A 25,585-nucleotide genomic window follows, 5' to 3' on the forward strand; every position below is an offset into this window, starting at 1 on the left:
GAGGGCTGCGAAGAATTCGCAAAGCCCGCAACGGTAAGGCGCGCTAGTTTCTCGCCTGCGAACGCAGTGAGCTCACTGTTATCCTGTTTTGTCGGAGACACTCCCTTATAGTGTTGAAGACACACAGCAGTTAAGGATTGCCAGTGAAATCACCACTGCGGTAGAATGAAACCAGTTTAGTGTCGCGATCACATGACGACCTGCTGAGGGGGAAATGTCCATGAGCTATCAAGATGAAGATTCAGAATTATGGAATGCAATTTCGAATGAAGGTAAGCGTCAGCAACACACCATCGAGTTGATTGCGTCAGAGAACATTGTGTCAGACGCTGTGCGTGCTGCACAAGGCTCTGTTTTAACCAATAAGTATGCCGAAGGGTATCCTGGTCATCGGTATTACGGCGGCTGTGAATATATCGATGTGGTGGAACAATTAGCAATTGATCGTGCCAAAGAATTATTTGGTGCAGAATATGCGAATGTGCAGCCGCATTCTGGTTCGCAGGCGAATATGGCGGCGTACATGGCACTGATCAAGCCTGGTGACGTTGTAATGGGTATGGCCTTGGATGATGGTGGTCATTTGACACATGGTTCGAAGGTTAACTTCAGTGGTAAAACGTACACGTTCCATGGCTACCACGTGGATCCTGAAACACAACGCCTCGATTACGATGCAATTTTAAAGCAAGCACAAGAAGTAAAACCGCAGCTGATTGTAGCTGGTGCCTCAGCATACAGTCGCACTATTGATTTCAAAGCGTTCCGTGAGATTGCTGATGCGGTAGGTGCTAAGCTGATGGTCGACATGGCACATATCGCGGGGTTAGTCGCAACTGGATTACATCCAAGTCCAGTACCATATGCGGATGTAGTGACGACGACAACTCATAAAACGCTTCGCGGCCCTCGCGGTGGGATGATCCTAGCCAAAGCAGAATACGGCAAGAAGATTAACTCAGCGGTATTCCCTGGCACACAAGGCGGTCCGTTGGAACACGTGATTGCTGGTAAAGCAGCGGCTTTTGGAGAAGATTTAAAACCTAGCTTCAAAGTGTATGGTGAGCAGGTTATTAAAAATGCGCAGGCAATGGCAGCCGTATTTAATGCTGATGCGCATTTGAAGGTCTTGACCGGCGGTACCGATAATCATTTAATGACAATCGATTTAACAGATACCGAACTAACTGGGGCAGCGTTGCAAGATTTACTAGATGAAGTGAATATTACGACCAATAAAGAAGCAATCCCAAATGATCCAGAAGGGCCGCGTGTGACGTCTGGACTGCGGATTGGAACACCTGCCATTACCACACGTGGGTTTGATGAGGCAGAAAGTGCAACTGTTGCGCAATTGATTTTGCAGATGATTCAAAATCCAACGGATAGCCGTGTCGCTCAAGAAGTAGCCGTTAAAGTACGCGCGTTAACCGATGCACATCCCATTAATGTAAATTAATTCTGATTTACCCTCGCGTTCACAGGGAAAATCGACTAGAATTGAGAGCAGAAAATAAAAGGAGTGTGGCATCCCATGGGGACATTTCAGGTTCTTGACCATCCACTGATTCAGCACAAATTGACCATTATTCGTAATCGGGACACAGGTACCAAAGTTTTCCGCGAGGTGGTTAACGAGATTTCAACGCTAATGGCATATGAAGTTTCCCGCGACATGCCCCTCGAAGATGTTGAGGTTACAACACCGATTGTTAAGACTGTGAAAAAGCAGTTGGCTGGTAAGAAGGTTGCAATCGTACCTATTTTGCGGGCCGGACTAGGGATGGTTGATGGTTTCTTGAACCTGATTCCTGCCGCTAAGGTTGGTCATATTGGAATGTACCGGGATGAAGAAACGCTTCAACCTGTTGAGTACTTTGTTAAAATGCCAGCTGACATTGATCAACGTCAGATTTTTGTGGTTGATCCTATGTTAGCTACTGGTGGTTCGGCAATCATGGCGATTGATGCATTGAAGCAACGTGGTGCGAACAACTTTAAATTCATGTGTTTAGTGGCTGCGCCAGAAGGTGTAAAAGCTTTACAAGAAGCACACCCAGATGTCGATATTTATACCGCTGCCCTGGATGATAGCTTAAATGAAGATGGTTACATCGTGCCTGGTTTGGGCGATGCAGGTGACCGGTTATTTGGAACTAAATAATTTATGAGGCATCATTCACCGACAGAAATAATGGTGATTGATGCTTTTTTTGTTGTCATAATCAGTGAAGCAGTCGTTGAGTAAAAGTAAGTTTGAGTGGATTAATTGATGGTCATAAAAATAAATTTGCAAAGATATGTGAAACAGTTCGCGATGTTTGTCTTATAAGCGAGTATTTTTATAAATGTAAATAATTTTCCTAATGATGATGGCAACGGTTCCATCACGTTCAATGCTAGGCGGCTCTAAGGATGAGGATTTGCTTAACAAACGGAAATTTCTTTGCGATTGATTGTCAATGGTGGTATCATGTTTTTGTATTTTGAACAGCAGGGGCCTGGGATTTGATGGCTCTTTTTTAGAATCATCAACAGGCTGGTTCACGATATTGCAACATAACTAGGGTTACGAAAAGAGGTGATATTTAGTGGATTCCTTCCAATTTTTGGGGCTAACTTTTCACACTGCCAACATCATCTCCATCACGATCGCGTTCATTTTAGTTTTTGCTTTCATTTTCTTCTTATCTCGTAAGATCTCAATGAAGCCGACTGGTGGACAAAATATTTTGGAGTGGGTGATCGACTTTACGAACGGTATTGTTCGTGGTCAATTACCTGGACGTGACGGTAGTCAATTAGGGCTGTTTGCCTTTACACTGTTTCTCTTCGTTTTCTTTGCTAACCAATTAGGTTTATTCCTTCAGGTGGCAGTTAACGGTGTGGACTTTGTAAAGAGTCCGACAGCTGACCCAGTAATTACGTTAACGATGGCTATGGTTACACTAGCGTTAGCGCACTTCCTGGGGGTGATTAAGTTTGGTTTTGGTGGCTACGTTTCGAACTCTTATTTAAAGCCGTTCGCAGCTTTGTTACCAATTAACCTCGTCGAAGAATTCACGAACTTGTTAACGTTGGCCTTGCGGCTTTACGGGAACATCTTCGCAGGTGAAACGTTACTGAAGTTGATTGGAAGTCTTGCCTTCTCGCATGGCCTACCAACAATGATTGTTGCGTTACCACTCGAGATTGCTTGGCAGGGATTCTCTGTATTTATCGGGGCAATCCAAGCCTATGTTTTTGTAACCTTAAGTACGGTATACATTTCTCGCAAAGTTTCAGCCGAGGAATAAAAAAATAGGAGGATTCAATATTATGGGAGCAATTGCTGCTGGAATCGCCGCTGCTGCGGCTGCCATCGGTGCCGGTGTCGGTGATGGGATGGTTATTTCAAAGACCTTGGAAGGTATGGCTCGTCAGCCAGAACTTTCAGGTCAATTACGTGGGACGATGTTTATCGGTGTTGGTTTGATCGAAGCCATGCCAATCATCTCTATCGTTATCGCCTTCTTAGTAATGAACAAGTAATTTTCTAAATTAGTTGCTGACTACTAACAAGAAATTAATTCTGAAAAGGAGGTGCCAATAGATGTTTTCACCATTAGTATTAGCGGCTGAAAAGGGCTTCGATTACGGAGATATGCTTTTCTACATGGTCGCTTTCGTGTTACTGATGTGGCTCGTAAAGATTTTTGCCTGGAAACCGGTCACGAAGATGATGAATGATCGTGCAACGAAGATTGCTGATGATATCGATTCTGCTGAGAAATCACGAGCAGATGCTGAAACGTTAGCAGCGCAACGCCAGGACGCACTGTCAAACTCACACCAAGAGGCAGCAACCATTGTGGCTGACGCCAAGGATGCTGGATCCAAGCAGCGTGAACAAATCATTACGAACGCACAAACTGATGCGCAAAAACTGCGTGAAGCAGCCTCAGCTGACATTGAACAACAACGTCAGGATGCTTTGGTAAGTGCACGTAAAGACGTGGCTGATTTATCTATTGAGATTGCTTCCAAGATCATTCACAAGCAATTAAATGCCGATGATCAAACGGCGTTAATTGATTCTTATATCGAAGGGTTGGGAAAAGATGACCAAACTCGCTAAATCGCAAGTTGCTCGTCGCTACGGCCGCGCCATGTTTGACGTTGCCCACGACAAACAGCAACAAGAGTCGGTTTATGAGGAGCTCATCCAAGTTCAGGGCGTGTTTGAATCTGTTCCGGAACTTGGAACGGTGCTAACTGGCGCTGGTCTAAAGAACCCCGAGAAAGAAGCCCTCTTGAAGCCTTTGTTGGATGCCGCGAGTCCACTCGTGCATAATTTCTTACAAATGCTTTTTGACTACGGCCGCCTGAATGATACGGTCGCAATCATTGATGAGTTCAAACGACTCTATGATGAACAAACACAAACAGTTTACGCGGATGTAACAACTGCTGTTGACCTAAATGACGATCAAAAGCAACGTTTGTCAGCGCAAATTGCTAAGCGTGTGGGAGCCAAGACAGTTCAGATTAACGCAATCGTTAATCCTGACATCATTGGTGGTGTCATTGTGAACAGTAATAATACTGTGCTCGATGGTTCCTTACGTACACGTTTAAACCACATCCGCCAAGTATTGGCGCGATAAAAATCTTTACGAAGAGGTGAAATCCGCATGAGCATCAAAGCTGAAGAAATCAGCGCTCTCATTAAGCAACAACTTGAGAATTATCAAGAAGAGCTCACTGTTGAAGAAACAGGAACGGTAACCTACGTCGGTGACGGGGTTGCTCGTGCTCATGGTCTGGATAATGCATTAGCTGGCGAACTGGTTGAGTTTGACAGCGGCGTATACGGCATGGTTCAAAACCTCGAATCCGATGATGTCGGAATCGTTGTCCTGGGTGCCTATGATGGCATTCAGGAAGGGTCTTCTGTTAAACGGACAGGCCGGATCATGGAAGTACCCGTTGGTGACGCTTTAATCGGTCGTGTTGTTAACTCATTGGGTCAGCCAGTCGACGGTAAGGGTGAGATCAAAACTGATCACACGCGTCCCGTTGAATATAAGGCTCCTGGTGTCATGCAACGTAAGTCCGTTAGTGAACCATTACAGACTGGAATTAAGGCCATCGATGCCCTAGTTCCGATTGGCCGTGGTCAACGTGAATTGATCATTGGTGACCGGAAGACTGGGAAAACATCCTTGGCTATCGACACAATTGTTAATCAAAAAGATCAGGACATGATCTGTGTGTACGTTGCGATTGGTCAAAAGGAATCAACTGTGCGTGCACAAGTTGAAACCCTTCGTCAATTGGGCGCCATGGATTACACGATTGTTGTTTCCGCTGGTCCTTCAGAACCAGCCCCAATGTTGTACTTAGCACCATATGCCGGTGCAGCGATGGGTGAAGAGTTCATGTACAACGGTAAGCATGTTTTGATCATTTATGATGACCTTTCTAAGCAAGCCGTTGCTTATCGTGAACTTTCCCTGATTTTGCGTCGGCCACCAGGTCGTGAAGCTTATCCTGGGGATATCTTCTATACGCATTCACGGTTGCTGGAACGTGCCGCTAAGTTAAGCGATGAAATGGGTGGCGGTTCAATGACTGCCTTACCAATCATCGAAACACAAGCAGGGGACGTTTCTGCATATATTCCAACTAACGTTATCTCCATTACCGATGGTCAAATCTTCCTGAATGCTGATTCATTCTATTCAGGTGTTCGGCCAGCCATTGATGCCGGAACTTCGGTTTCCCGTGTTGGTGGGGATGCTCAAATCAAGGCAATGAAGAAAGTTTCTGGGACATTGCGGTTGGACTTGTCATCCTACGCAGAACTGGCTTCATTTGCGCAATTTGGTTCAGATTTGGATCAAGCAACGCAAGACCGGTTGAGCCGTGGACAACGGACCATCGAAGTCTTGAAACAACCATTGCATGCGCCACTTCCCGTTGAAAAACAGGTTGTGATCTTGTATGCCTTGACACGTGGCTTTTTGGATAAAGTTGCCATCAGTGATATTGCGCGGTTCCAAAGTGAATTATTTGATAACTTCGACGCCAGCCATGCTGACTTGTTGGAATCAATTAAGACCACTGGGAACTTACCTGACGATGACGACATGAAGGCTGCTGTATCAGCATTTGTTGATTCCTTCCAGCCAACTAAGGTGGATGCTGAAGCGGCCACTAAATAAGTTGAAAGGAAGGTGAGCAAATGCCTGCAGCATTAAATGAGGTTAAACGCCGGATTACGTCGACGCAGAAGACGGCTCAAATTACAACGGCCATGCAAATGGTCTCAACGTCTAAATTGAGTCAGATTCAGCATCACACTGGTGATTATCAAATTTATGCCTCTAAGGTGGAAAGCGTTGTGACTCACCTTGCTGCATCACACTTATTGGAGTCAACTGACGTTAGTGCAGCTGGCGATGGTAAGGCCGATGATGTACCAGTTAGCAGTTTGATCACACAACGGCCAGTTAAAAAGACTGGTTTGCTGGTGATTACATCAGACCGTGGACTGGTAGGGAGCTACAATAGCAACATCATTAAGTCGACAAATGACTTCATCAAGTCACACGGTAAAACCGATGATGACTATGTTGTTCTCGCAGTTGGTGGCAATGGGGCTGACTTCTATAAGAAGCGGGGCTTGAATGTCGCCTATGAATATCGTGGTGTTAGTGATGTACCAACCTTTGTTGAGGTTCGGGAAATTGTTAAAACGGTAACTGCGATGTACAACAATGGTGTCTTTGACGAACTGTACGTTTGTTACAGTCATTTCGTTAATCGTCTGACCTCTCGGTTCCGTGCAACCAGAATGTTACCAATTACTGGCGACACGATTGCCGAGAGCAAACCAGATGGTGATGAAACGCAGCAACTTCAAGCTAAACAAATTGAGATTACGCCACAATATGAACTGGAACCTTCCGCTGAGGAAATTTTACAGGTTGTATTGCCACAGTACGCTCAAAGTTTAGTTTACGGTGCGATTCTTGATGGTAAGACATCGGAACATGCGTCAAGTGCAACTGCAATGCAGACTGCTTCTGAAAACGCCCACGATTTGATTGATAGCTTAAGCTTGCAATTCAACCGTGCACGTCAAAGTGCCATTACGACTGAAATCACCGAAATTACTGGTGGTCAGGCGGCACTAGAGTAGTTTTAAAATCCATGACAACTGTGTATTCACATGTGATGGTTGAAAAATAAACTGGAAGGAAGCAACGCGAATGAGTTCTGGTAAGATTGTTCAAGTTATCGGTCCCGTTGTCGACGTTGAATTCCCTCTAGACGGCACATTACCTGCCATTAATAATGCCTTACAAGTTAAGCGTCCCGATCAAAAAGATTTGACGGTTGAAGTTACCCTTGAATTGGGTGATGGAGTTGTCCGGACAATCGCGATGGACGGAACCGATGGCTTGCAACGTGGAATGGAAGTTGAAGACACAGGTGGTTCAATTTCAGTTCCCGTTGGTGAAGAGACATTAGGTCGGGTATTTAACGTCTTAGGGGAACCAATCGATGGCGGTGCCGACTTGGCCGCAGACATTCAACGTGACCCGATTCACCGGGAAGCGCCAGCCTACGACCAATTAGCAACCAGTACCGAAATCCTAGAAACTGGGATTAAGGTTATCGATTTACTTGCCCCATATGTACGTGGTGGTAAGGTCGGACTCTTTGGTGGTGCCGGTGTTGGGAAGACAGTTCTGATTCAAGAATTGATTCATAACATCGCGCAAGGCCACAACGGGATTTCCGTTTTCACCGGTGTTGGTGAACGGACTCGTGAAGGTAACGACATGTACTTTGAAATGAAAGGATCGGGTGTGCTTAAGCAGACGGCCATGGTCTATGGTCAGATGAACGAGCCACCTGGTGCCCGGATGCGTGTTGCCCTGACTGGTTTGACAATTGCGGAATACTTCCGTGATGTTAAGGGACAAGACGTGTTACTTTTCATTGATAATATTTTCCGGTTTACGCAAGCTGGTTCAGAAGTGTCTGCCCTGTTAGGACGGATTCCATCAGCCGTTGGTTATCAACCAACACTGGCTACAGAAATGGGTCAGTTGCAAGAACGGATTACTTCAACTCAAAAGGGTTCCATTACGTCAATTCAAGCCGTGTACGTGCCAGCCGATGACTATACCGACCCGGCCCCTGCAACGACATTTGCGCACTTGGATGCAACGACCAACTTGGAACGTTACCTGACGCAACAAGGGATTTATCCCGCTGTTGACCCATTGGAATCAACTTCTTCAGCCTTAACGCCTGAAATCGTTGGTCAAGACCACTACGAAGTGGCCACCCAGGTTCAACAGATCTTGCAACGGTACCATGAGTTACAAGACATCATCTCAATTCTTGGGATGGATGAATTATCTGATGAAGAACAAACCATCGTTGCGCGTGCGCGGCGGATTCAAAACTTCTTGAGTCAACCATTCTCTGTCGCTTCTCAGTTTACTGGGATTGACGGTCAATACGTATCCGTTGAAGACACGGTTAAAGACTTCAAGGAAATTTTGAATGGTAAGTATGATGACCTTCCTGAAGAAGCATTCCGACTTGTCGGAACTGTGGACCAGGCAGTTGCCAAAGCTAAACAACTACAAGGCAACAATTAAGGGAGGCGTAATCAATGGCTGAACCTCAAATGACAGTCACCATTGTGACGCCTGACGGGAATTGTTATACCAATGAACATGCAACCATGTTCATTGCGAAGACGACGAACGGTGATATTGGGATTTTACCCAATCACATTCCGTTAATTGCAACTTTGGAGATTGATGAAGTACGGGTTAAACATGATTCTGAAGAAGATGAAATTGCTGTTAACGGTGGTTTTGTTGAATTCTCGAATAATGTTGCGACCATCGTAGCCGATTCTGCCGAACAGCAAGGTGATATTGATGTGTCACGGGCTGAAAATGCACGTTCGCGTGCAGAAGCAGCCATCAAACATGCACAGCAAGAACATGATGCTGATGAGTTACGACGTGCAGAAGTTGCGTTGCGGCGTGCGATTAATCGGATCAACATTGGATCGTCTCGGCGAAACAAGTAGACTGATAATTTCATCATACAAGAGACTTACTAAATTTTTAGTAAGTCTCTTTTTTATGAGTAGGTTTTCCTATTTCATTAATTTCTTTATGATAAACTTGCTTGAATGGATTAAGGAGAGACGTAAATGGCGGTTTATGGCGTTGCTGGAATCATAAAAATATTTTTTCAACTAATGTTCATTTGGTTTGCTTTATGGGCATTACGACCATTGCCGTTGGTTAAAATTATGCCCCGTTATCCACGACAAGCACAGGTATTATTAGTGCTGCTAGCAATCGTTGTAGGTTACACATGTAGTAGCTTCTTTATTGATTTAGGCCAAACAATCATCGGCTTTCGTCCTTGATTAACTGGCAGTTGGTAATAACAATTAGTTTAATAAGTGAATCTATTTTGGAGGTATATTCTCATGGATAAGATCATCGTTCACGGCGGTCAACCGCTTTCTGGTACTGTACATATTGAGGGTGCAAAGAACGCTGTATTGCCGATTCAGGCAGCATCGATTTTGGCATCTACAGGTGAATTGATTTTAACGAACGTGCCCGCTTTATCAGATGTATTTTTGATGAATAAGGTACTGAGTTTTTTAAACATCAATGTCGATTTTGATCGTGATGTAAAGTCGGTGACGTTTAACGCAACGAAGCCATTGGGCACCGAAGCGCCATTTGAATATGTCTCCAAGATGCGTGCATCAATGGTTGTCATGGGACCGCTATTGGCTCGGGCAGGTCGTGCGCGCGTCGCTATGCCTGGTGGCTGTGCCATTGGTAGTCGGCCGATTGATTTACACTTGAAGGGTTTTGAAGCACTCGGTGCTACGATTGAGCAACATGACGGCTATATTGAAGCACGTGCTGATCATCTAACCGGTGCCAATATCTACTTGGATTTCCCGAGTGTCGGTGCGACCGAAAACATTATGATGGCAGCAACATTAGCAACGGGCACAACTTTGATTGAAAATGTCGCTCGTGAACCTGAAATCGTTGATCTCGCCAATGTGTTGAACAAGATGGGTGCGAAGGTGTTTGGGGCCGGAACCGAAACGATTCGAATCGAAGGCGTTCCTAGCTTACACGGTTGTGAGCACAGTGTCGTTCAAGATCGGATCGAAGCAGGGACGTTTATGGTCGCTGCAGCGATTACCCATGGGAATGTATTGATTGCTGATGCGATTCCAGAACATAACAAGCCATTGCTTTCTAAATTAGCTGAGATGGGCGTCGACATTCGCGAAGAGGCCAATGGGTTACGGATCATTGGCCCAGAAACGTTGAAGCCTGCTAATGTTAAGACAGCACCACATCCTGGTTTTCCAACGGACATGCAACCACAAGTTTCGGTTTTACAGTTGATGGCTGATGGGACGAGTACGTTAACGGAAACGGTCTTTGAAAATCGTTTCAATCATTTAGATGAATTACGGCGGATGAACGCGCAGTTTACGATTGAAGGTCGCACGGTGGCGCTACAGGGGCCAACATCGTTTAATGGCGCGGAAGTTGCTGCAACGGATTTACGCGCTGCAGCCGCGTTAGTATTAGCAGGATTAGTAGCTAATGGCTACACGACCGTTACAAACTTGAAGTATTTGGACCGTGGATACTGCGATTTCCATGAGAAATTGGCTGCCTTAGGTGCAGAAATTGAACGTGTTGATGCAGAAATCGATTTAGAAGCGGTTATTGCAGATCGCGAATTAAAAGTGATGTAATTTAAGGAATGAACCAGTGGAGAGTGGGACAAAAGTCGGGAATTAGTTTGCACAGCGACTTGCCTTTTGTCCCACGTTTTCCCTATTGAAACTCAGAAAACAACAATGGGTCTGTGGACATAATTAATGTCCCAGACCCTTTTTTGAACTTGGATTACGCGAACCTAATCCAGAAGGTAGTCGCTTGTCCGTGGTTAAAGCTTCAGATAAATTTCGCTCTTGGATTTATGTTTTGATTTTAGTTACGCATTAAGGAATTCATAAAGTGTCTTTTAAGGCACACTGCTTTCCTGGTTTTCGCCCTGACACTGCTGACGGTGAGGGCGGTTCTATGCTATAATTGGGCATTTAATTTTTGCCAGGAATGCTGATTTAAAGGCGTTTATAAGCCTTGTTTTCCAAACCGTGCACATTCCGTGCACCATTTTCAAAAGCGAGAACCTCTTTTTCAGATTCTTTGGCTTTAAATTCTCGCTGAACGTGTGAATAAACATTCAGTGTGGTTGTATAATTTGCATGGCCTAATCTTTCACTGATTGCGTAGATGCTAACGCCTTGAGAAATCAAATAGCTAGCATGCGTGTGCCGTAATCCGTGGAAGGTGATCACTGGTGTTATATTTAGTTCTGTCAGTATTTCTTTTAAGCGGGTGTTCACTGTATTGGAATAGGGAACCTTCACTAGATTATTAGTTGCAAATATTAGCCCTTTACTATTGTCGATTAAGTGTTGTCGCTTTCGTAGTGTATGAAGCACATCAATCAATTCAGAGCTGACCTTAACAGTACGCACAGATTGTGCGTTTTTTGTTGGCTTAAAACCGCCAGTCGTCCAATCAAATGTGTTTTCAACTGATAACGTGTGATTAATTTCATCGAGGTTGGTCCACTGCAATCCGGCTGTTTCAGCTAACCGAAAGCCAGTGAATAGGGAAGTTATGATCATCATCTCAATAACATGATCTTCATCAATCGAGCGTTCGCAGTATTCGATTAGTCGCCACATATTGGCAGCGTCAATATACTTTTCTGAGGCGTCTTGGCCTTTATAACCAGTTACATGAGTGTGTGCTGTGAAGTCCTTCGTTAGTACACCATCGTCCATAGCTGAGTTGACGGCCATCTTGATTTTACTGTGAACAGATATTGATGAGTTCTTTGAATGCGTCTTTCCAAAATCGTTTAGAAACCTTTGATATTGTGTTCGTGTGATGCTCATCATTGGCTGATTGCCAAATACTAATTTTATAATTCTGGCGGTGTTTTTGTACCAGCCCTTGGTTCCCAATGCAATCTTAGGCTCTTCAAACACTTCGTACCAATTCATGTAGTATGTGTAGAGCGACTGGCTAGCGTTAAACAATGCTTTAGGCGTTGGTGACTCTGTGAGCGTTTTGCGCACCCACGCTTGTGCCTCAGCCTTCGTAGTGAAGCCATTCCTACTCTTAAATTTTCTGGTGCCATGGTAATCATAAGAGAACCGTGCTTGCCATTTACCATATTTTTTTGTATAACTTGCCATGTTTATTTCCTTTCGTTTTTGCGGGCAGGCATAACGGAGGATTACATGGACTTATCGCCTTCTTTCAGTTAGAATAAACACATTGAGGCCCATAGCGGTCACTTAATAAAAGTCTTAGAGATAAGACTTTGCTTGCTTAGCACACTCAGGACTCTTGGCGGGGGAATGAGTGTGCTTTTTTTTATTTCAAAATGTAAGTTAACACGGCGATGACAGCAACAACTATACTGATACCAGTTCCATAGAACCAATTCTTTTGCTTCTCAAATTTAGTATCAATATGAGCACTCAATAGATCAATTTTATCTGACACTTTGTCTATTGCATGATCTAATTCTTCGTGTGTTACGTGTCTGTTATCCATGGTTCCACCTCCGTTTGAGTTGCCAAAATCTCCTGAAACAACGTTACCTTGTTCAGCTTTCGCAATCTTAGCCATTGTTAGAACCTCCGGTCAAGAATACAGATACATTATATTCTTCATCACCAATTTTTACATGAGCCGTTAGACGATTAGAATCAGCAACCTCCGCTGCTTGTATGACAATATAGAAAGAAACCTCGCTGATACCAGTTTCATGACCATCAGTTTTAACATTCGAAAAATCGAAGGTGTTACCAGACGGTTGCAAAATAATTTTGTCATTCTGATCAGTTACACTGATATTTACAACAAACGGAGTCAAGTTGAAGTAAATATACTGGACGTGGACGTAAATGGTAAACTCTCCTGTTTTAGGCTTCCTAATTGCGAGAGTTGGAATTTTATCATCTTTTCCGGTTATATAAACGGTATTAATCTTTGGTTCCATAGCAAACTCCTTATATGTATGTTTGCACATCCAACTTCTTGGCGGGAGGGGATGTGCTCTTTGTGTTTAGTCCTAAAAGCTATTTATTCTATGTTACTTACTTAAATTCTGAATAGCGTAGTCTGCTTGTTCAGGGGTAAATCTATCCCCAGCGTCGGACGTTAATTGATCGTGGATGGCATCGGGTGACATGTTTTGATCTTTTTGATAAGATTTTGCAGCCTCCAATGCGTTTTTATCATAATTAGCCTTAAGATTATCTACTGCGTACTGTGCAGCTTCTGGCTTGAATTTATCACCAGCATCTGAAGTTAGCTGATCGTAGATTCCCTGTTTAGACATGTGCATTGTATCTGAATAGGTCTTCGCTGATGCTAAAGCAGCTAAATTAGTTGCAGAAGTTTTAGGCTTCGAACTAGAAGAACTTTTCGAACTAGATTGTTCCGTCTTTGATGAAGAACTAGATGAACTCGAAGAGCTATCACCGTCTCCTCCAACAGCAGATCCGATAACGATTATAATAACGACTGCCAGAATCCAAAACCATACTCGTTTATAGAATGGCTTCTTTTGTACATAAGTTTTTCCGTCAGAGCCTGTAATCTTTTTGGCCATGATAAAAATCCCCCTAGAATAATGTCAGCTTTTAATGTCTTCAGTATTTGGACATAATAATTAAGCGTAAATAATGTTTTTAACTAGTGGTTCAAACCAACTCGGCAAATTAAATTCATTCATAAAATTTAACCAGTTAATCTGATCTTTTGTTACATCTTCATACATGAGTCGTGCGATCATACGTATTGCACGTTCGTTAGTTTCACGTTCTTCTTTATTTTTAGTGTATGGCGAGAACGTGTACAGAAATGTCGGTTTAGAAAATAGAATATGACTAATCTCATGGGCCAAGCGAAAGGCCACACTAATCTCGCTGTCGAAGTTGCTATTTAAATTTATGATTCGTTGCTTGCAAAATGCAATGTCTGGATCAGATGAAGAACCTTCAATGTCTGTAATGGTAATTCCTGATCTATCAGCAATATAAAGTAACTTCTTGAAAAGCTCTTCGTGCATATGCTACTCACCGCTATTCTTATTTGCCCGTAGCATTGCTAGTAGGGCTTTTTTATATTCCTCAGACAATGGCTTTCCGTCAAACATCGCCATGCCTTCTTCGGATAAGGCTTCATCCAAATCAATTGGTTCAGATGGATTGTTTTCAACATTTGGGTTGTCAGTTCTTCCAAGAAGATAATCAGTAGAAACATGAAAGAAGTCAGCGACTTTTTGTAATTTATCTACAGACGGCTTGCTTTTCTTCCAGGCATAAAGTGAGTTTCTACTGAATCCCAACTTTTCTTCAAGTTCAACAACGCTAATATTATTCTTATCTGCAAGTTTTTTAATTATGTCAAACGTCGGCATAGAGGTACTCCCTGAGTGCTTATTGGAATTGTCTAAAAATAATTGTAGATAATTGGTTGACATCTACAAAACTATTTAATATACTTTTCCTGTAAGCTAATTTGATTTAGTTATTTCCACAATATGAGTAGAGCAAATCAACGTTCCCCAACGGCAAAAGGCTCTGCTGTGTTATTTAACTATGCCCTAAGTCTACAATTTTATGTAGAATCGGTCAACGAATTTCTGCAAAAAATAATTAAATTAGCTTACATACATAAGAAAGGAGGTTAAAAAATGCCGACAACTTTAGCAGGACGGGAATTGATTAAGAAGTATCTCGATGAAAACAGTATCAGCATCACAAGTTTAGCTACTACATTCGGTGTCGGAAAGATGTACATGACGCAAGTGTTGAGCGGCGATCGCAAGTCTGCGGCAGCTAACGCTTTGGTGCTCAACATCATTGAGACATTTAAGATTCGTTAGCACGACAACACCGAGTAGAGGAGATGAAAAGTAATGAAAATTGAATTATGGAACAACCACGAAATCCGATTTATTGAAATTAAAGGAGTGAGGAAATGGATGATTTAACAAACTTCAATTTTGAAGGTAATCAAGTTCGCACGGTAATTGTTGATGATGAGCCAATGTTTGTTGCTAATGACGTTGCCAATGCACTTGGATATGTGAACGGTAATCGTGACGTCAATAGACATGTGGAGGAAGAGGATCGTCAAAACTACCGAAACGGTACTTTAGGCGGAAACCGTGGCATGACTGTAATCACCGAGTCAGGTGTCTACTCCTTGATCTTCGGTAGCAAGCTTCCGTCAGCCAAGCGGTTCAAGCATTGGGTGACTAGCATGGTTCTTCCCGCCATTCGTGAGCAGGGGATGTATATGGAACCAGCCAAGGTTGAGCAATTGCTTAGCAATCCAGACACAATGATTGAGATTTTGACTCGGTACAAGGAATCGCAAGCAGAGGTTCAGCAGTTGAATGAAGAAAAGCGGTTGATGCAGCCGAAAGTTGATTACTTCGATGACTTGGTTGAACGAAACCTGTTAACTAACTTCCGCGACACGGCCAAGGAATTACACATTGGTCAGAAAGCATTCATTAATTGGCTGTTAGAACACAAGTATGTGTACCGAAACAATGGGCGTAACAAGCAGTTAAAACACTACGCAAAGTATGATCATGACTTGTTTGAATATCGTGAGTCAGTAAGTGAATGGACGGACAAGACATTTATCCAAACACTTATCACACCTAAAGGCAGAGAAACATTCAAGTTGTTGCTCGAACAGCAGGCATCTTAAAGGCTGGTGATTACATGCAACAAACAGTTGAACGCAACGACAATCCGCTGCAACAGGTCAATCAAAAAGAATTGTATACGCGCTGGATAAAAGTGGATTACGACACGTTCAATAAGCATTACAAGTTTGAACCAGGCTTTCCTCACGTTGAGATTGTGCCTGGTGATCCACCGAGTAAGTGGCGTTACATTCCCAGAGAATGTTTGAACTGGATTATCAAGACCAAACAAGTAAATTACGAACTCTAAAATATGCGGGCAGGCATAAAGGAGAAAACAACATGTTCCAACTTAACAGTTACACAGGTTTAGGAATGTTCAATTACACGGTACTGATTGTCTTGGCAACTTTGGCAGTTCGATACTCATACGTTAATCGTCGCACGATGTTTGACCACTGGAAGCAAATCCATCCGATCGAAACGTTGAAGCACGACTTACGAGAATTATCAGGAAAGGGTAACTAGATATTGTTTCAAAGGAGTGGCAATCGTGAACGAAAAATTAGCACTAGCAGGTTTGCAGTCAATGCAACCACGAAAAAAGGCCGATCGGAGTGGCAACTTCAATCGACCGGATAGAAAAATTTTACTTACCAATATTATCTACGCAAAGGGAGATAAACGCAAATGAATTTAGAAGAAGTAAATCAATATGTTACTCAAGCTCAAATTGAAACTACAGAGCATTTTATCACTCTTATTGAGAATCGGATTGAACCATTGCGTAAGCAGCTGCTCGCAACACGAAGCCTAGATGAATACAAAGCAGGCCAGATGCTAATGGCAACGAATATTTACGATGACATCAATAACTACCTCTGGGACCTTAAGGAGGCTGCTAATGACTAATCCACGAGACCTCGAAAATCACATGGTGGCTGATCCAGTTGATGATCGTGTTTTATTTGATCGAGATTTCCAAGGTGACGAGCTATTTACTTGCGACGAAATTCGATCACTGACGCTTGACGGTGTGGAATACCTGTTCAAGGCAGAGGATGCTGGTAAGTTACTCGCTCAACTTAAGAAGCACAACAGCAGCTTACTGTTAGGCCAGCTGACGGGCGTCTATGCCGGTGAGTTACTCGACATGTTATTCCAGGATGCAGGCTATGATACACCACTCGATATGCTCAACGATCTAGGCGCAATCATCATCAACGAAGGGGATGCGGCGTAATGGCAAATGAAGTTATTAATCAAAAGGACATTACTGATCAAGTGTCAAGCCGCATCAAAGGGCTAGAACAAGATGGATTACAGTTACCAGCCAATTACAACGCCAACAATGCGTTGAAGGCGGCATGGTTCACAATTCAAAAAGTGCAAGACAAAAATCGACGCCCAGCTCTTGAGGTCGTTACGAGAGAGTCTGTTGCCAATTCCTTGTTAAATATGGTGACACAGGGATTATCACCGGCTAAAACCCAAGCTTACTTCATTGTTCGGGGGAATGAACTGCAACTGCAACGCTCTTATTTTGGGACGCAAGCGGCAGTCAAACGGCTAACAAACGTTGATGATATTTGGGCCGAAGTTATCCATGAAGATGACACCTTTGAAATTGGTGCTGACCATGGCCGGACAGTGGTGGCCGAGTTTAAACCAAAATTTGCTAATCAGGATAAGCCATTGATTGGTGCCTTTGCAGTGGTTAAGAAGACTGATGGCGAGCAAGTTTACACCGTAATGACTAAGGCCGAGATTGAACAAGCGTGGTCTCATCGCCAAAACCATGGTGATGTTCAAAAAGAATTTCCACAGGAAATGGCAAAACGGACGGTCATCAATCGGGCTGCTAAAAACTTTCTTAACACGTCTGATGATTCTGATTTATTGGTTGAGTCCATTAATGACACAACGTCTGATGAGTATGACAACGACAAGCGTAAGGACATTACGCCAGCCAAAGAATCAAAAGATACACAGGATTTATTGAATGGCTTTCAAGATAGTAGCCAATCACAACAGTCCTTAGTTGTTAGCCAAGCATCACAATCAGCAAGCACCAGTGCTAATTCAGTAGAAACCAGCGTATCGACAGCGGAAGATATTATCAATGATTACGAACAGAGTCAATCATCAAAAGGGGATGAAACAGTTGACAAAGAAAAAGACGTCCACCAAGGCGACATCTTCAACCAAGCGGATAACCCTCACAAGTGATAACTATTACAACCACGATACTGATTTTCAGTACATGAGTCCATCAGTTTTCAAGATGATGATGCAATGTGAGGCTGCTGAACTGGCGCTACTAAAAGGCGATTATGAACCATCAAACAAGGATGCTATTCTGGTTGGTAACTTCGTTCATTCATTCTTTGAGAGCCAAGAAGCCCATCAAGCATTCATTGATGCACACCCAGAAATTATCAGCACTCGTGGTGCTAGTAAGGGGCATTTGAAGTCCCAGTACAAAACTGGTGAACACATGATCAACCGCTTGTGTCACGAAGAACTGTTTACCAATATGGACAGCACTTGTGAACATGAAGTAATAGTCACCGGCAAATTGTTTGGTTACGACTGGAAGGGCAAAGTTGATGCCCTGAACGTTGAGCAAGGCTTTTTCATGGATTACAAGACGGTGGACGACATTGCCAAGCGCAACTGGTCAGACAAGTATTACGGCATGGTTGACTTCATTAGAGCACGCGATTATTTGCCACAAATGTGGGTGTACAGGCAGCTACTTGAACAGAAGTACGGCAAGCCATTTACCTGTTTTATCTGGGCGGTTAGCAAGCAGACTCCTAGTGACGTGCAGTTGATTAGTCCCAGCTCGATCTGGTTAGATCCAGAAGAGTCATGGATTCAAGAAAACATTGATCGAGTGGAGCAGGTGTTGGCTGGTGAGGTCGCACCAAAAGCTTGCGGACATTGTGAGTATTGCCGGGGCCATAAGTCGATTCATGCGGCAATCGATGTCGGACAGATTTTAGCAGCAGACTAGGAGGCAGGAAATGATTAATAGAGCAGTTCTAACTGGCCGTTTGACTAGAGACCCAGAAGTTCGTTACACACAATCAGGCACTGCTGTTGCTACGTTCATATTGGCAGTTGATCGTCAGTTCACTAACCAGCAAGGACAACGGGAAGCAGATTTTATCAACTGTGTTGTGTGGCGTAAATCAGCAGAAAATTTTGCCAACTTTACTCACAAGGGATTCTTGGTAGGCATTGAAGGTCGCATTCAAACGCGGAACTACGATAACAAGCAAGGTCAGAAGGTCTACGTTACTGAAGTGGTCGTTGAAAACTTTGCATTACTTGAACCTCGAACACAAGGCAACGAGTCACAAGATGCGCAGCAAACTCAAAACACTTCGAGTGCAGCAGATCCATTTAAGAGATCAACTGGCATAGACGAATCAGGCTTGCCATTTTAGGAGGGAGATTAGATGACCCAGATGGAAAGCGGGTGGATCTCCCTTCAAAGAAAAATCCAAAATTCATTTGTATGGACTGACTCGCGAGTTCTTAAACTATGGGAAATCTGTTTATTTAAGGCAAGCATCAAACTAACTAGGTTTTTATTCAATGGCGAGGAAGTTTCTTTGGACAGGGGTCAGTTCGTCACAGGACGCTATACACTGCGGGATGAGTACAACACTGGCGTAAAAAGTGGTCAGCAAGTGTCAGCCACAAGTATCAGTAGATGGATGAGAAAGTTTCGAGATTCAGGAATGTTGGACATCCGAGCAACCAACAGATATAGCGTCGTGACGGTGATTAAGTATGACGAGTATCAAAAAGTCGGACAACAGGTGGACAGCAACCGAACATCAAGTGGACATCAAGTGGACACATTAGAACAAGATAAACAAGATAAACAAGATAATAAAAAGAATAGTGCGAAAAAAACTCGCACGTATTCTTCTGACTCTCAGGAACTTATTTTGGCTAGTTATTTGCTAGAAAAAATGAAACTTAATAATCCGGATGTTAAAGAACCAAATCTGCAAAGTTGGGCGGATGATGTGCGCTTAATGATTGAGCGAGATAAACGGGAGCCATCTAAAATTCGCAAAATGATTGACTGGTCTCAAAGCGACAACTTTTGGTCGGGAAATGTTTTGTCAGTCAAAAAGCTACGCAAGCATTTTTACCAAATGGCAACGCAAGCGAACAAACAGCATTTGGCTAATAAGAAAAACGGGTCTGCAATAGTTAGCCGAGAGCACCTAAATCTGGATAACGTGGAGGACTTCTGATGGAAGATGGAACTTTAGCTGGAGCGATAAACAAGATGTTTGGTAATCGCAAACTAGTGGGCGTAGCGGACTATCCCTGCCCAATTTGCGGCGGGCCGATGTATTGTTTCAAGGAATCGAAAATGTATAAAGATGGTCACCCAAAATATGCCTGTCCAAATACAGATTGTAAATACAAAGAGGGGTCTGACGATAAGATTGTTAGAAGCGTATTAACACCAGAGCAACTCACGATGTCATCAGTCAGATCAAATGCAATCAGATATATGAAGCATAATAGCGTCATCAGCAATACAGGAATGTGGTCCAAACGATTCAGCGACTTTATTGCGAGCAATGAGGTCGAGCAAAACGTCTACAACAAATCACAAGCCTTCGTTAAGCAAATTGTCGCTGGGGGAACCAATCACATGATCATGTCTGGCGAAACAGGCGTCGGTAAGAGTCACTTGGCAATGTCGATATTGTGGGAATATTTGCGACAAACAAATTATGGCAAGCGCGTGACTATAACAGATTCTGCGGGTCGCAAATACTCATCACCGACAGCGCGACACGTTCTGTACTGTAATTTTAGAGACTTACTTGAGCTACTCAAGCAGGGTATCAATGACAAAGCAACTGGTTCCATGATGACGCAAGTAATCAATGAGCTAAAGGTGGCCGAGCTAGTCGTAATTGATGATCTTGGTGCTGAACTTGCCAATCGGGATGTAGCTTCACCATATGCAATGGATCAAGCACTGAGCATTTTCGAAGCACGGCAAAATAAACCAACAGTTATCACAACCAATCTGCACAAAAATGACATCGTTAATGCCTACGACGCAAGAATATGGAGCCGTTTAACAGAAAACTCTAAAGGATTCATATTGACCTTCAAAGGGATCGATGATCACCGACAGATGGAAGGAGTGTAGAAGAGTGATTGAACACAAGCAATATGAACAAGCGACGAACGGTTTACGAGATAAAAATGTTATTTACGGCGTGGCACGCTCAGGCGAAGAAGCCGTTTCAATCGTGCGAGATGAATTGAAAAAATTGGAGGAAGAAAAATGAGCGAAGAAAAACTGTACGTCATCAAATCAAGATCAGATGATGAATTTTATTTTAGTGGAGACCGCGTGATTCCAAACTGGAGCGATAGCTTAATAAGCCATTTTAAAAACTACGAGATAGCAAAAGAAATAGCAGAAGAAAACAATGGCCAAGTTGTCACTTTGATTGAGAAACCTGAAAAGGTAGTCCTAACCAAGGAACAAGCCGAAATCGTTGAAGATGCGCATGTCAAAGTGTTCCCAGCTACCTTTATTTATAGCAGCAATCGAAAAGACGAAGAATTGTTGATGAAAGCTTACGTCAACGGCTACAACGTGGTAAAGGAAAATAAGTACAACGTCAAAGTGCCAAAAAAGTGGTGTGGTGAAGATAAATACTATTGGTCAAAGGAACAAGATGGGACACTTGTTTGGGAGTGGTTAATCAACAAATACCGGATGACAACCGCCCTGCAGTTCACAATGACTGAAATAGAGTATTATGGCTTGCAGGACTTCGAGAAAGAAGAGGTGACTGACGATGGCATGGGTTGTTAAAGGCGATGAAGCAGGCGTAACCAACTATTACTTTGATAAGTTATCAGGCCGTCAAAAGGTCGTCATTGGGGAATTCGCAGCAATGTTTGATGACCCACTTTATCATTTCAAAAGCGAGCAGGAGGCCGAAATGGTTGCTATAAATGTTTATTACGACGAGGAAGAAATGAATCCATGTGAGGTGACTGACGATGGCATTCGTTGAGCTGGAAGACGGTAGCTGGATAAACCCTGATCTCATTGAGAGCATATTCAAGGCAAACCAAAGCGATACATCATGGCAAGCTGGCATGAATCATGGAGAATCAACGTACATCACTGATTCCGATCGTATTCACATTCTGAAAACTGCGGGGTTAGTGAAGATCAAGAAGGAGAAATACGATGAGTAATGAGACGAAGCAGGATGTGTTCGAGGATGCATTGAGAGCATTGGAAGAGTTCAGCGAGCAGGGTAGTAGTTGGGAGATGGCCTATGATGGCCTAAGCACCCGTTACTCTGTAGCCAGTGACGCAGCCTTGCCAGATGACCTGCCAGTGATTCCAAAAGTGGTGAGTGAGTACATCGAAGACGCGAAGGCCGGTCACTATGAACTGCTCGATGCCATGACAAAGTGGACTTTAGACCAGCCAGTCTTTGACTGGATTCACGATAATAGCGACACATTTGCCCGTGCATGGGTACTAGGAATCTGGCGTGTGGAGGAAACAGGGGAAATCGTGAAATTGGAGGAGTAAACATGAAGTACAGTGAAGCAAAGAAACAGATTGAGGCAGTCGTAGTTAGACGTTGACTTGGTATCTCACTACAGGAGGGGACGATTGGTATGTCGAGAAAGGCTGCTACGTTGTCACCGACTATTGGGGTGATAAGAACGTAATGCCAGATCATGAATTTAGAAGACTATATCGGGAGGTTTGAAAATGACTGAAACTGAAGAACAAATTAATTGTAAGTTTTGCCATGTCCAGCCAGACGTAAAAGGATTCCATGGCAGCACGTTGTATGACCGTATGGAATGGTGGGACGAATTTAAGAAAACAAAGCCAAGAAAAAAGGTTAGCGTTCGTATCACCGGATTGAACGGAAAACGACCAAAATTACAGGCATCAATTTTCTTTCGATTTAATCCAGAATCGCTATTTAATTTTAAGGTCAATTACTGTCCGAAATGCGGCAGAAAGCTAGGTGAAGACATTGACTGAAACGAAAGCACAACGCGAGTGTGAGTACTGCCACAAACCTTTCAAGAAGAAGACCGCTCTGGCATGGGATGGGAAAAGCGATGATATCTACCAAATCGAGCTGTTAGACAATGATTTTGTTCTGAGCTCATGGGTTCTCGATGGAGAAGGTTGGAGTGGAACTAGTGGATTCGTTGAAATAAGTGATTGTCCCTGGTGCGGACGGGAATTGAAGGAAACGGAATGAAAACAAGAGAGTTAGAAGCCAGGGTTAAGAATTTAGGATTTTACGTTAAAAATCATGATGGAGATTTATTCATCAGATCGAATTTTGATTGCTTTGTCTGGTTTGCACGAGTTTCAACTAATTTGTTGAATGAAATGAGTATGTCAGGCGGTGAACAGATTACAAATGAAACTGAGCTATTCGACCTGATTGTCGAGTACGCACGTACACCGCTAGCTGAACGTGAGGAGCCGAAGAAGTATCGGGCACGGATTCCAGAAATTTCATATTTAGGAGAACCACTTTTTTTAAGAAAATCGATCATCGGAGAGTTCGATACGTATCCATTTGTTGAAGACGACTATGAGGAAAAAATCAAGTTTGAATTCACCAAGCAGGAAAAATCAGACGCACCGTCATGGATTCAGCCGGAATGGTGGGAGGAAGTGAAGTAATGGTACAGAGACAGAAAGCAAAATCAGATGAATGGTACACACCTGTTGATGCTGTTATGGCAATTGAGCCATTTGTTAGACCATACAACAAAATATGGTGTCCGTTTGATAAGCCAGAGAGCAACTTCGTTAAGGTGCTGTCCAAGACACACGAAGTAGTTTGTTCCCATATCGAAAACGGGGGGGACTTCTTCAGTACATTTGAAGAATGTGACGCTATTGTTAGTAACCCACCATTCAGTATGAGAAATGAAATCTATCAACGATTATTTGATTTAGGAAAGCCGTTTGCCATGGTAGGAAATATGGCAGGACTGTTTGACGCAAAGAAGCGAATGGAAATGTTCCGCAAGTATCAGTTCGAAATGTTGGTGATGTATCCAAGGGTTAAATTTATAAGTCCTGATAACTTAGAACTGAATTCACCAACTTATCAGAGCTGCTACGTATGTCATGGAATTTTGCCACAGAAGATTATGTTTACGGATTTGAAGGGGATTGATTAGTCGATGAAGCATAGAACAGCAACGTTCATATCCGTAGCAATGGCGAATGAATTAGTCGAAGACACACAAAAACGTCCTACCTGGTGGCAACGAGTAGTCGCCGTGTTGGTAGAACTGTTTGGGAGTATTTAATGAGTTTAATTGATTACCTCACCGCAGCACTAACCGTAGTCGTATTGATTGGGTTCGTGGTGTGCGATGTGAGACTGATAAAAGGAGAACGGAAATGGCAGAACTAACAGTATTAACGCAGGAACAACTTTCGGAACGATTCAATAAATACATTGCAGATCATCAAGAAGAAATCAACGAGATGATTGACAAGAAGATTCACACTTCTGTCCGCAGCGCTATTGCAGATGCTTTCGCTATGTATGGTGGAACTGCAACTAATCAAGTTAAGGGAATTGTTCAAGGTCGTATTGACAATCTTACTTCTAGCGTTGAAATCAATGACGAAGAACTGCTTGATAAGCTCAACAAGAAAGTTGTCACACAGGTTCGCAAAGCTAACGTTTCAATCGGCTTTGATTAGTAGGTGGATGAAATGATGAATAACTCACCAACTGCGCTGAACAAACGTGGTACAAAGATTGAGAAGTGGGGAGAAAAATGGGACAGCCAGAAAGAACTCGACTTTTACGAGCGATTTCTGTTGGGTGTCGTGAAACCCGACAACCTTTCAATTCATCCCCATTTCACGCTGTGTGAGAAGACAACGGTTGAACAAGGTGCCGTGATTAACAGCATCAAGTACACGCCTGACTTCGTGGTCTATGACGACTTCAAGCACATCTTGCATGTGTATGACGTTAAGAACTCGTTCGGTGTGTACGGCATTGACCAGGGAAATAAGCTAACGTTCCGACTATTCGCCATGAAGATGGGTGTGCCAGTTGAGGCTGTAGTTGTTCGCAAGCACGACTTCAAAGCAGCATGTATCGGCGTGACTAAGCAGCTGAACCTAACTGGTAAAGCACAGACACCTAAGCCAATCGTTAAAACTGACCCGTTTTACAACTGGATGGAGGCGACTAACTATCAACACTAAAAAACTAACGCCTATTGAACATCATCGGTGCTACCAAGCGTTCTACGACTTTATGGCCGATGGTTTGAAGGATCATAACGGTGACATGTGGAAGACAATCACTTGGGCTGATAACAGGCTAAGGCGATTAGGAATCGGTCACATCAATGACGAACAGTTTTACTTAGCTGTTTCGTACAACGAACTAAGTTACACAGAACGCAACAGAATTATGTATGAACTACTGATGATGGGTGGCGCAGGTTATGAACAGAAAAAGGCAACAGAATGTTAGCCAATATTTGATTAATTTAACTTATCAAGATGTTTTACTGCACTTCACACCACAGAACGTTGTTTAACGTCAATAAAACGCACGTAGAGGCGTTTTAAACTAAATCGTAAGTAATTAACCACAAGGTAGATTGCAAATTTAATCCGAATTTTTGGACAAATTTGTCAGCATAACCTGAT

Annotated in this window: 40 protein-coding genes and 1 pseudogene; 35 read left to right on the forward strand and 6 right to left on the reverse strand. The window is 43.2% G+C overall.

The window, feature by feature from the left end; translation table 11 throughout:
- Positions 1-220: 220 nt before the first annotated feature.
- The 12 genes from glyA to murA all read left to right on the forward strand — a co-directional run bounded on the left by glyA (position 221) and on the right by murA (position 10,828).
- Positions 221-1,459 carry a serine hydroxymethyltransferase gene (glyA, locus tag IV55_RS03450; protein WP_057809400.1) on the forward strand — a complete coding sequence of 413 codons (1,239 nt, stop codon included), beginning with the start codon at positions 221-223 and terminating at the stop codon, positions 1,457-1,459.
- 75 nt (positions 1,460-1,534) lie between these two features.
- Positions 1,535-2,164, forward strand: a complete 630-nt coding sequence (upp, locus tag IV55_RS03455) for a uracil phosphoribosyltransferase (RefSeq protein ID WP_057809402.1) — start codon at positions 1,535-1,537, stop codon at positions 2,162-2,164.
- 427 nt (positions 2,165-2,591) lie between these two features.
- Complete coding sequence (gene atpB, locus IV55_RS03460; protein ID WP_057809404.1) at positions 2,592-3,296, forward strand: F0F1 ATP synthase subunit A; 705 nt, start codon at positions 2,592-2,594, stop codon at positions 3,294-3,296.
- A 22-nt stretch (positions 3,297-3,318) separates the two neighbouring features.
- Positions 3,319-3,531, forward strand: coding sequence for a F0F1 ATP synthase subunit C (gene atpE, locus IV55_RS03465; protein WP_057809406.1), 213 nt, complete (start codon positions 3,319-3,321; stop codon positions 3,529-3,531).
- 61 nt (positions 3,532-3,592) lie between these two features.
- A complete protein-coding gene (gene atpF / locus IV55_RS03470) occupies positions 3,593-4,117 on the forward strand; it encodes a F0F1 ATP synthase subunit B (RefSeq protein ID WP_057809407.1) in 525 nt (174 codons plus the stop codon).
- On the forward strand, positions 4,101-4,646 hold the full coding sequence (gene atpH, locus IV55_RS03475) for an ATP synthase F1 subunit delta (RefSeq protein WP_057809409.1): 546 nt from the start codon (positions 4,101-4,103) through the stop codon (positions 4,644-4,646). The genes atpF and atpH overlap by 17 nt, the downstream gene beginning before the upstream one ends.
- A gap of 27 nt (positions 4,647-4,673) precedes the next feature.
- A complete protein-coding gene (gene atpA, locus IV55_RS03480; RefSeq protein WP_057809411.1) occupies positions 4,674-6,206 on the forward strand; it encodes a F0F1 ATP synthase subunit alpha in 1,533 nt (510 codons plus the stop codon).
- Positions 6,207-6,226: 20 nt separating this feature from the next.
- Positions 6,227-7,186 (forward strand): F0F1 ATP synthase subunit gamma, encoded by a 960-nt coding sequence (locus IV55_RS03485; protein ID WP_057809413.1) that lies wholly within the window; start codon positions 6,227-6,229, stop codon positions 7,184-7,186.
- A 70-nt stretch (positions 7,187-7,256) separates the two neighbouring features.
- Positions 7,257-8,663 (forward strand): F0F1 ATP synthase subunit beta, encoded by a 1,407-nt coding sequence (gene atpD / locus IV55_RS03490; protein ID WP_057809415.1) that lies wholly within the window; start codon positions 7,257-7,259, stop codon positions 8,661-8,663.
- A 14-nt stretch (positions 8,664-8,677) separates the two neighbouring features.
- Positions 8,678-9,106 carry a F0F1 ATP synthase subunit epsilon gene (locus IV55_RS03495; protein ID WP_057809417.1) on the forward strand — a complete coding sequence of 143 codons (429 nt, stop codon included), beginning with the start codon at positions 8,678-8,680 and terminating at the stop codon, positions 9,104-9,106.
- Between the two features lie 126 nt (positions 9,107-9,232).
- Positions 9,233-9,454 carry a DUF1146 family protein gene (locus tag IV55_RS03500; protein WP_057809418.1) on the forward strand — a complete coding sequence of 74 codons (222 nt, stop codon included), beginning with the start codon at positions 9,233-9,235 and terminating at the stop codon, positions 9,452-9,454.
- Between the two features lie 63 nt (positions 9,455-9,517).
- Positions 9,518-10,828: a UDP-N-acetylglucosamine 1-carboxyvinyltransferase gene (murA, locus tag IV55_RS03505; RefSeq protein ID WP_057809421.1), complete on the forward strand. Its 1,311-nt coding sequence runs from the start codon at positions 9,518-9,520 to the stop codon at positions 10,826-10,828.
- Positions 10,829-11,200: 372 nt separating this feature from the next.
- Here murA and IV55_RS03510 read toward each other — a convergent pair whose 3' ends face one another.
- From IV55_RS03510 to IV55_RS03535, 6 genes are all read right to left on the reverse strand, one after another.
- Complete coding sequence (locus IV55_RS03510) at positions 11,201-12,349, reverse strand: site-specific integrase (protein ID WP_057809423.1); 1,149 nt, start codon at positions 12,347-12,349, stop codon at positions 11,201-11,203.
- Positions 12,350-12,530: 181 nt separating this feature from the next.
- A complete protein-coding gene (locus IV55_RS03515) occupies positions 12,531-12,788 on the reverse strand; it encodes a hypothetical protein (protein WP_057809424.1) in 258 nt (85 codons plus the stop codon).
- Positions 12,781-13,161: a hypothetical protein gene (locus IV55_RS03520; RefSeq protein ID WP_057809427.1), complete on the reverse strand. Its 381-nt coding sequence runs from the start codon at positions 13,159-13,161 to the stop codon at positions 12,781-12,783. The genes IV55_RS03515 and IV55_RS03520 overlap by 8 nt, the downstream gene beginning before the upstream one ends.
- 93 nt (positions 13,162-13,254) lie before the next feature.
- A complete protein-coding gene (locus IV55_RS03525; RefSeq protein ID WP_057809428.1) occupies positions 13,255-13,776 on the reverse strand; it encodes an Ltp family lipoprotein in 522 nt (173 codons plus the stop codon).
- A gap of 60 nt (positions 13,777-13,836) precedes the next feature.
- Complete coding sequence (locus tag IV55_RS03530; protein WP_057809430.1) at positions 13,837-14,235, reverse strand: ImmA/IrrE family metallo-endopeptidase; 399 nt, start codon at positions 14,233-14,235, stop codon at positions 13,837-13,839.
- Between the two features lie 3 nt (positions 14,236-14,238).
- Complete coding sequence (locus tag IV55_RS03535) at positions 14,239-14,586, reverse strand: helix-turn-helix domain-containing protein (RefSeq protein WP_057809433.1); 348 nt, start codon at positions 14,584-14,586, stop codon at positions 14,239-14,241.
- A 276-nt stretch (positions 14,587-14,862) separates the two neighbouring features.
- Between IV55_RS03535 and IV55_RS03540 the strand changes: the two genes are divergently transcribed.
- The 23 genes and pseudogenes from IV55_RS03540 to IV55_RS03645 all read left to right on the forward strand — a co-directional run bounded on the left by IV55_RS03540 (position 14,863) and on the right by IV55_RS03645 (position 25,406).
- On the forward strand, positions 14,863-15,054 hold the full coding sequence (locus IV55_RS03540; protein ID WP_057809435.1) for a hypothetical protein: 192 nt from the start codon (positions 14,863-14,865) through the stop codon (positions 15,052-15,054).
- 95 nt (positions 15,055-15,149) lie between these two features.
- A complete protein-coding gene (locus IV55_RS03545; RefSeq protein WP_057809437.1) occupies positions 15,150-15,893 on the forward strand; it encodes a BRO family protein in 744 nt (247 codons plus the stop codon).
- A gap of 14 nt (positions 15,894-15,907) precedes the next feature.
- Entirely contained in the window at positions 15,908-16,141 is a 234-nt protein-coding gene (locus IV55_RS03550) for a hypothetical protein (RefSeq protein ID WP_057809439.1), read from the forward strand.
- 32 nt (positions 16,142-16,173) lie between these two features.
- Entirely contained in the window at positions 16,174-16,359 is a 186-nt protein-coding gene (locus IV55_RS03555; protein WP_057809441.1) for a hypothetical protein, read from the forward strand.
- Positions 16,360-16,521: 162 nt separating this feature from the next.
- Positions 16,522-16,743: a hypothetical protein gene (locus IV55_RS03560; RefSeq protein WP_057809443.1), complete on the forward strand. Its 222-nt coding sequence runs from the start codon at positions 16,522-16,524 to the stop codon at positions 16,741-16,743.
- A complete protein-coding gene (locus IV55_RS03565; RefSeq protein ID WP_057809446.1) occupies positions 16,736-17,074 on the forward strand; it encodes a hypothetical protein in 339 nt (112 codons plus the stop codon). Before IV55_RS03560 ends, IV55_RS03565 begins: the two co-directional genes overlap by 8 nt.
- Entirely contained in the window at positions 17,074-18,060 is a 987-nt protein-coding gene (locus IV55_RS03570) for a recombinase RecT (RefSeq protein WP_057809448.1), read from the forward strand. Before IV55_RS03565 ends, IV55_RS03570 begins: the two co-directional genes overlap by 1 nt.
- Positions 17,996-18,850, forward strand: a complete 855-nt coding sequence (locus IV55_RS03575; RefSeq protein WP_162260727.1) for a PD-(D/E)XK nuclease-like domain-containing protein — start codon at positions 17,996-17,998, stop codon at positions 18,848-18,850. The genes IV55_RS03570 and IV55_RS03575 overlap by 65 nt, the downstream gene beginning before the upstream one ends.
- A 10-nt stretch (positions 18,851-18,860) precedes the next feature.
- Positions 18,861-19,211, forward strand: a pseudogene (ssb, locus tag IV55_RS03580) (single-stranded DNA-binding protein); the annotation flags it as partial.
- 87 nt (positions 19,212-19,298) lie between these two features.
- Positions 19,299-20,111, forward strand: a complete 813-nt coding sequence (locus tag IV55_RS03585; protein ID WP_057809452.1) for a hypothetical protein — start codon at positions 19,299-19,301, stop codon at positions 20,109-20,111.
- Positions 20,111-21,031, forward strand: coding sequence for a P-loop NTPase family protein (locus IV55_RS03590; RefSeq protein ID WP_057809454.1), 921 nt, complete (start codon positions 20,111-20,113; stop codon positions 21,029-21,031). Before IV55_RS03585 ends, IV55_RS03590 begins: the two co-directional genes overlap by 1 nt.
- Positions 21,032-21,035: 4 nt before the next feature.
- Positions 21,036-21,173: a hypothetical protein gene (locus tag IV55_RS10305; protein ID WP_186808481.1), complete on the forward strand. Its 138-nt coding sequence runs from the start codon at positions 21,036-21,038 to the stop codon at positions 21,171-21,173.
- Positions 21,170-21,709 (forward strand): DUF1642 domain-containing protein, encoded by a 540-nt coding sequence (locus IV55_RS03595; protein ID WP_057809456.1) that lies wholly within the window; start codon positions 21,170-21,172, stop codon positions 21,707-21,709. The genes IV55_RS10305 and IV55_RS03595 overlap by 4 nt, the downstream gene beginning before the upstream one ends.
- A complete protein-coding gene (locus IV55_RS03600; RefSeq protein ID WP_057809458.1) occupies positions 21,693-21,914 on the forward strand; it encodes a hypothetical protein in 222 nt (73 codons plus the stop codon). Before IV55_RS03595 ends, IV55_RS03600 begins: the two co-directional genes overlap by 17 nt.
- Positions 21,901-22,101: a hypothetical protein gene (locus IV55_RS03605; protein WP_057809460.1), complete on the forward strand. Its 201-nt coding sequence runs from the start codon at positions 21,901-21,903 to the stop codon at positions 22,099-22,101. Before IV55_RS03600 ends, IV55_RS03605 begins: the two co-directional genes overlap by 14 nt.
- The gene (locus tag IV55_RS03610) at positions 22,094-22,447 is read left to right on the forward strand and encodes a DUF1642 domain-containing protein (protein WP_057809461.1); all 354 of its coding nucleotides are present in this window, start codon (positions 22,094-22,096) and stop codon (positions 22,445-22,447) included. Before IV55_RS03605 ends, IV55_RS03610 begins: the two co-directional genes overlap by 8 nt.
- Positions 22,448-22,633: 186 nt before the next feature.
- Positions 22,634-22,915 carry a hypothetical protein gene (locus IV55_RS03615; protein WP_057809463.1) on the forward strand — a complete coding sequence of 94 codons (282 nt, stop codon included), beginning with the start codon at positions 22,634-22,636 and terminating at the stop codon, positions 22,913-22,915.
- Between the two features lie 222 nt (positions 22,916-23,137).
- The gene (locus IV55_RS03625) at positions 23,138-23,575 is read left to right on the forward strand and encodes a hypothetical protein (RefSeq protein ID WP_057809467.1); all 438 of its coding nucleotides are present in this window, start codon (positions 23,138-23,140) and stop codon (positions 23,573-23,575) included.
- The gene (locus IV55_RS03630; protein WP_057809469.1) at positions 23,575-24,081 is read left to right on the forward strand and encodes a hypothetical protein; all 507 of its coding nucleotides are present in this window, start codon (positions 23,575-23,577) and stop codon (positions 24,079-24,081) included. Before IV55_RS03625 ends, IV55_RS03630 begins: the two co-directional genes overlap by 1 nt.
- A gap of 3 nt (positions 24,082-24,084) precedes the next feature.
- Positions 24,085-24,213: a hypothetical protein gene (locus IV55_RS10625; protein ID WP_263862172.1), complete on the forward strand. Its 129-nt coding sequence runs from the start codon at positions 24,085-24,087 to the stop codon at positions 24,211-24,213.
- 94 nt (positions 24,214-24,307) lie between these two features.
- Positions 24,308-24,616 carry a hypothetical protein gene (locus IV55_RS03635; protein ID WP_057809470.1) on the forward strand — a complete coding sequence of 103 codons (309 nt, stop codon included), beginning with the start codon at positions 24,308-24,310 and terminating at the stop codon, positions 24,614-24,616.
- 12 nt (positions 24,617-24,628) lie between these two features.
- Complete coding sequence (locus tag IV55_RS03640; protein ID WP_225425850.1) at positions 24,629-25,132, forward strand: DUF1064 domain-containing protein; 504 nt, start codon at positions 24,629-24,631, stop codon at positions 25,130-25,132.
- A gap of 52 nt (positions 25,133-25,184) precedes the next feature.
- Positions 25,185-25,406 carry a hypothetical protein gene (locus IV55_RS03645; RefSeq protein ID WP_057809474.1) on the forward strand — a complete coding sequence of 74 codons (222 nt, stop codon included), beginning with the start codon at positions 25,185-25,187 and terminating at the stop codon, positions 25,404-25,406.
- Positions 25,407-25,585 lie beyond the last annotated feature (179 nt).

This window comes from Furfurilactobacillus siliginis (assembly GCF_001437435.1).
Taxonomy (GTDB): Bacteria; Bacillota; Bacilli; order Lactobacillales; family Lactobacillaceae; genus Furfurilactobacillus; species Furfurilactobacillus siliginis.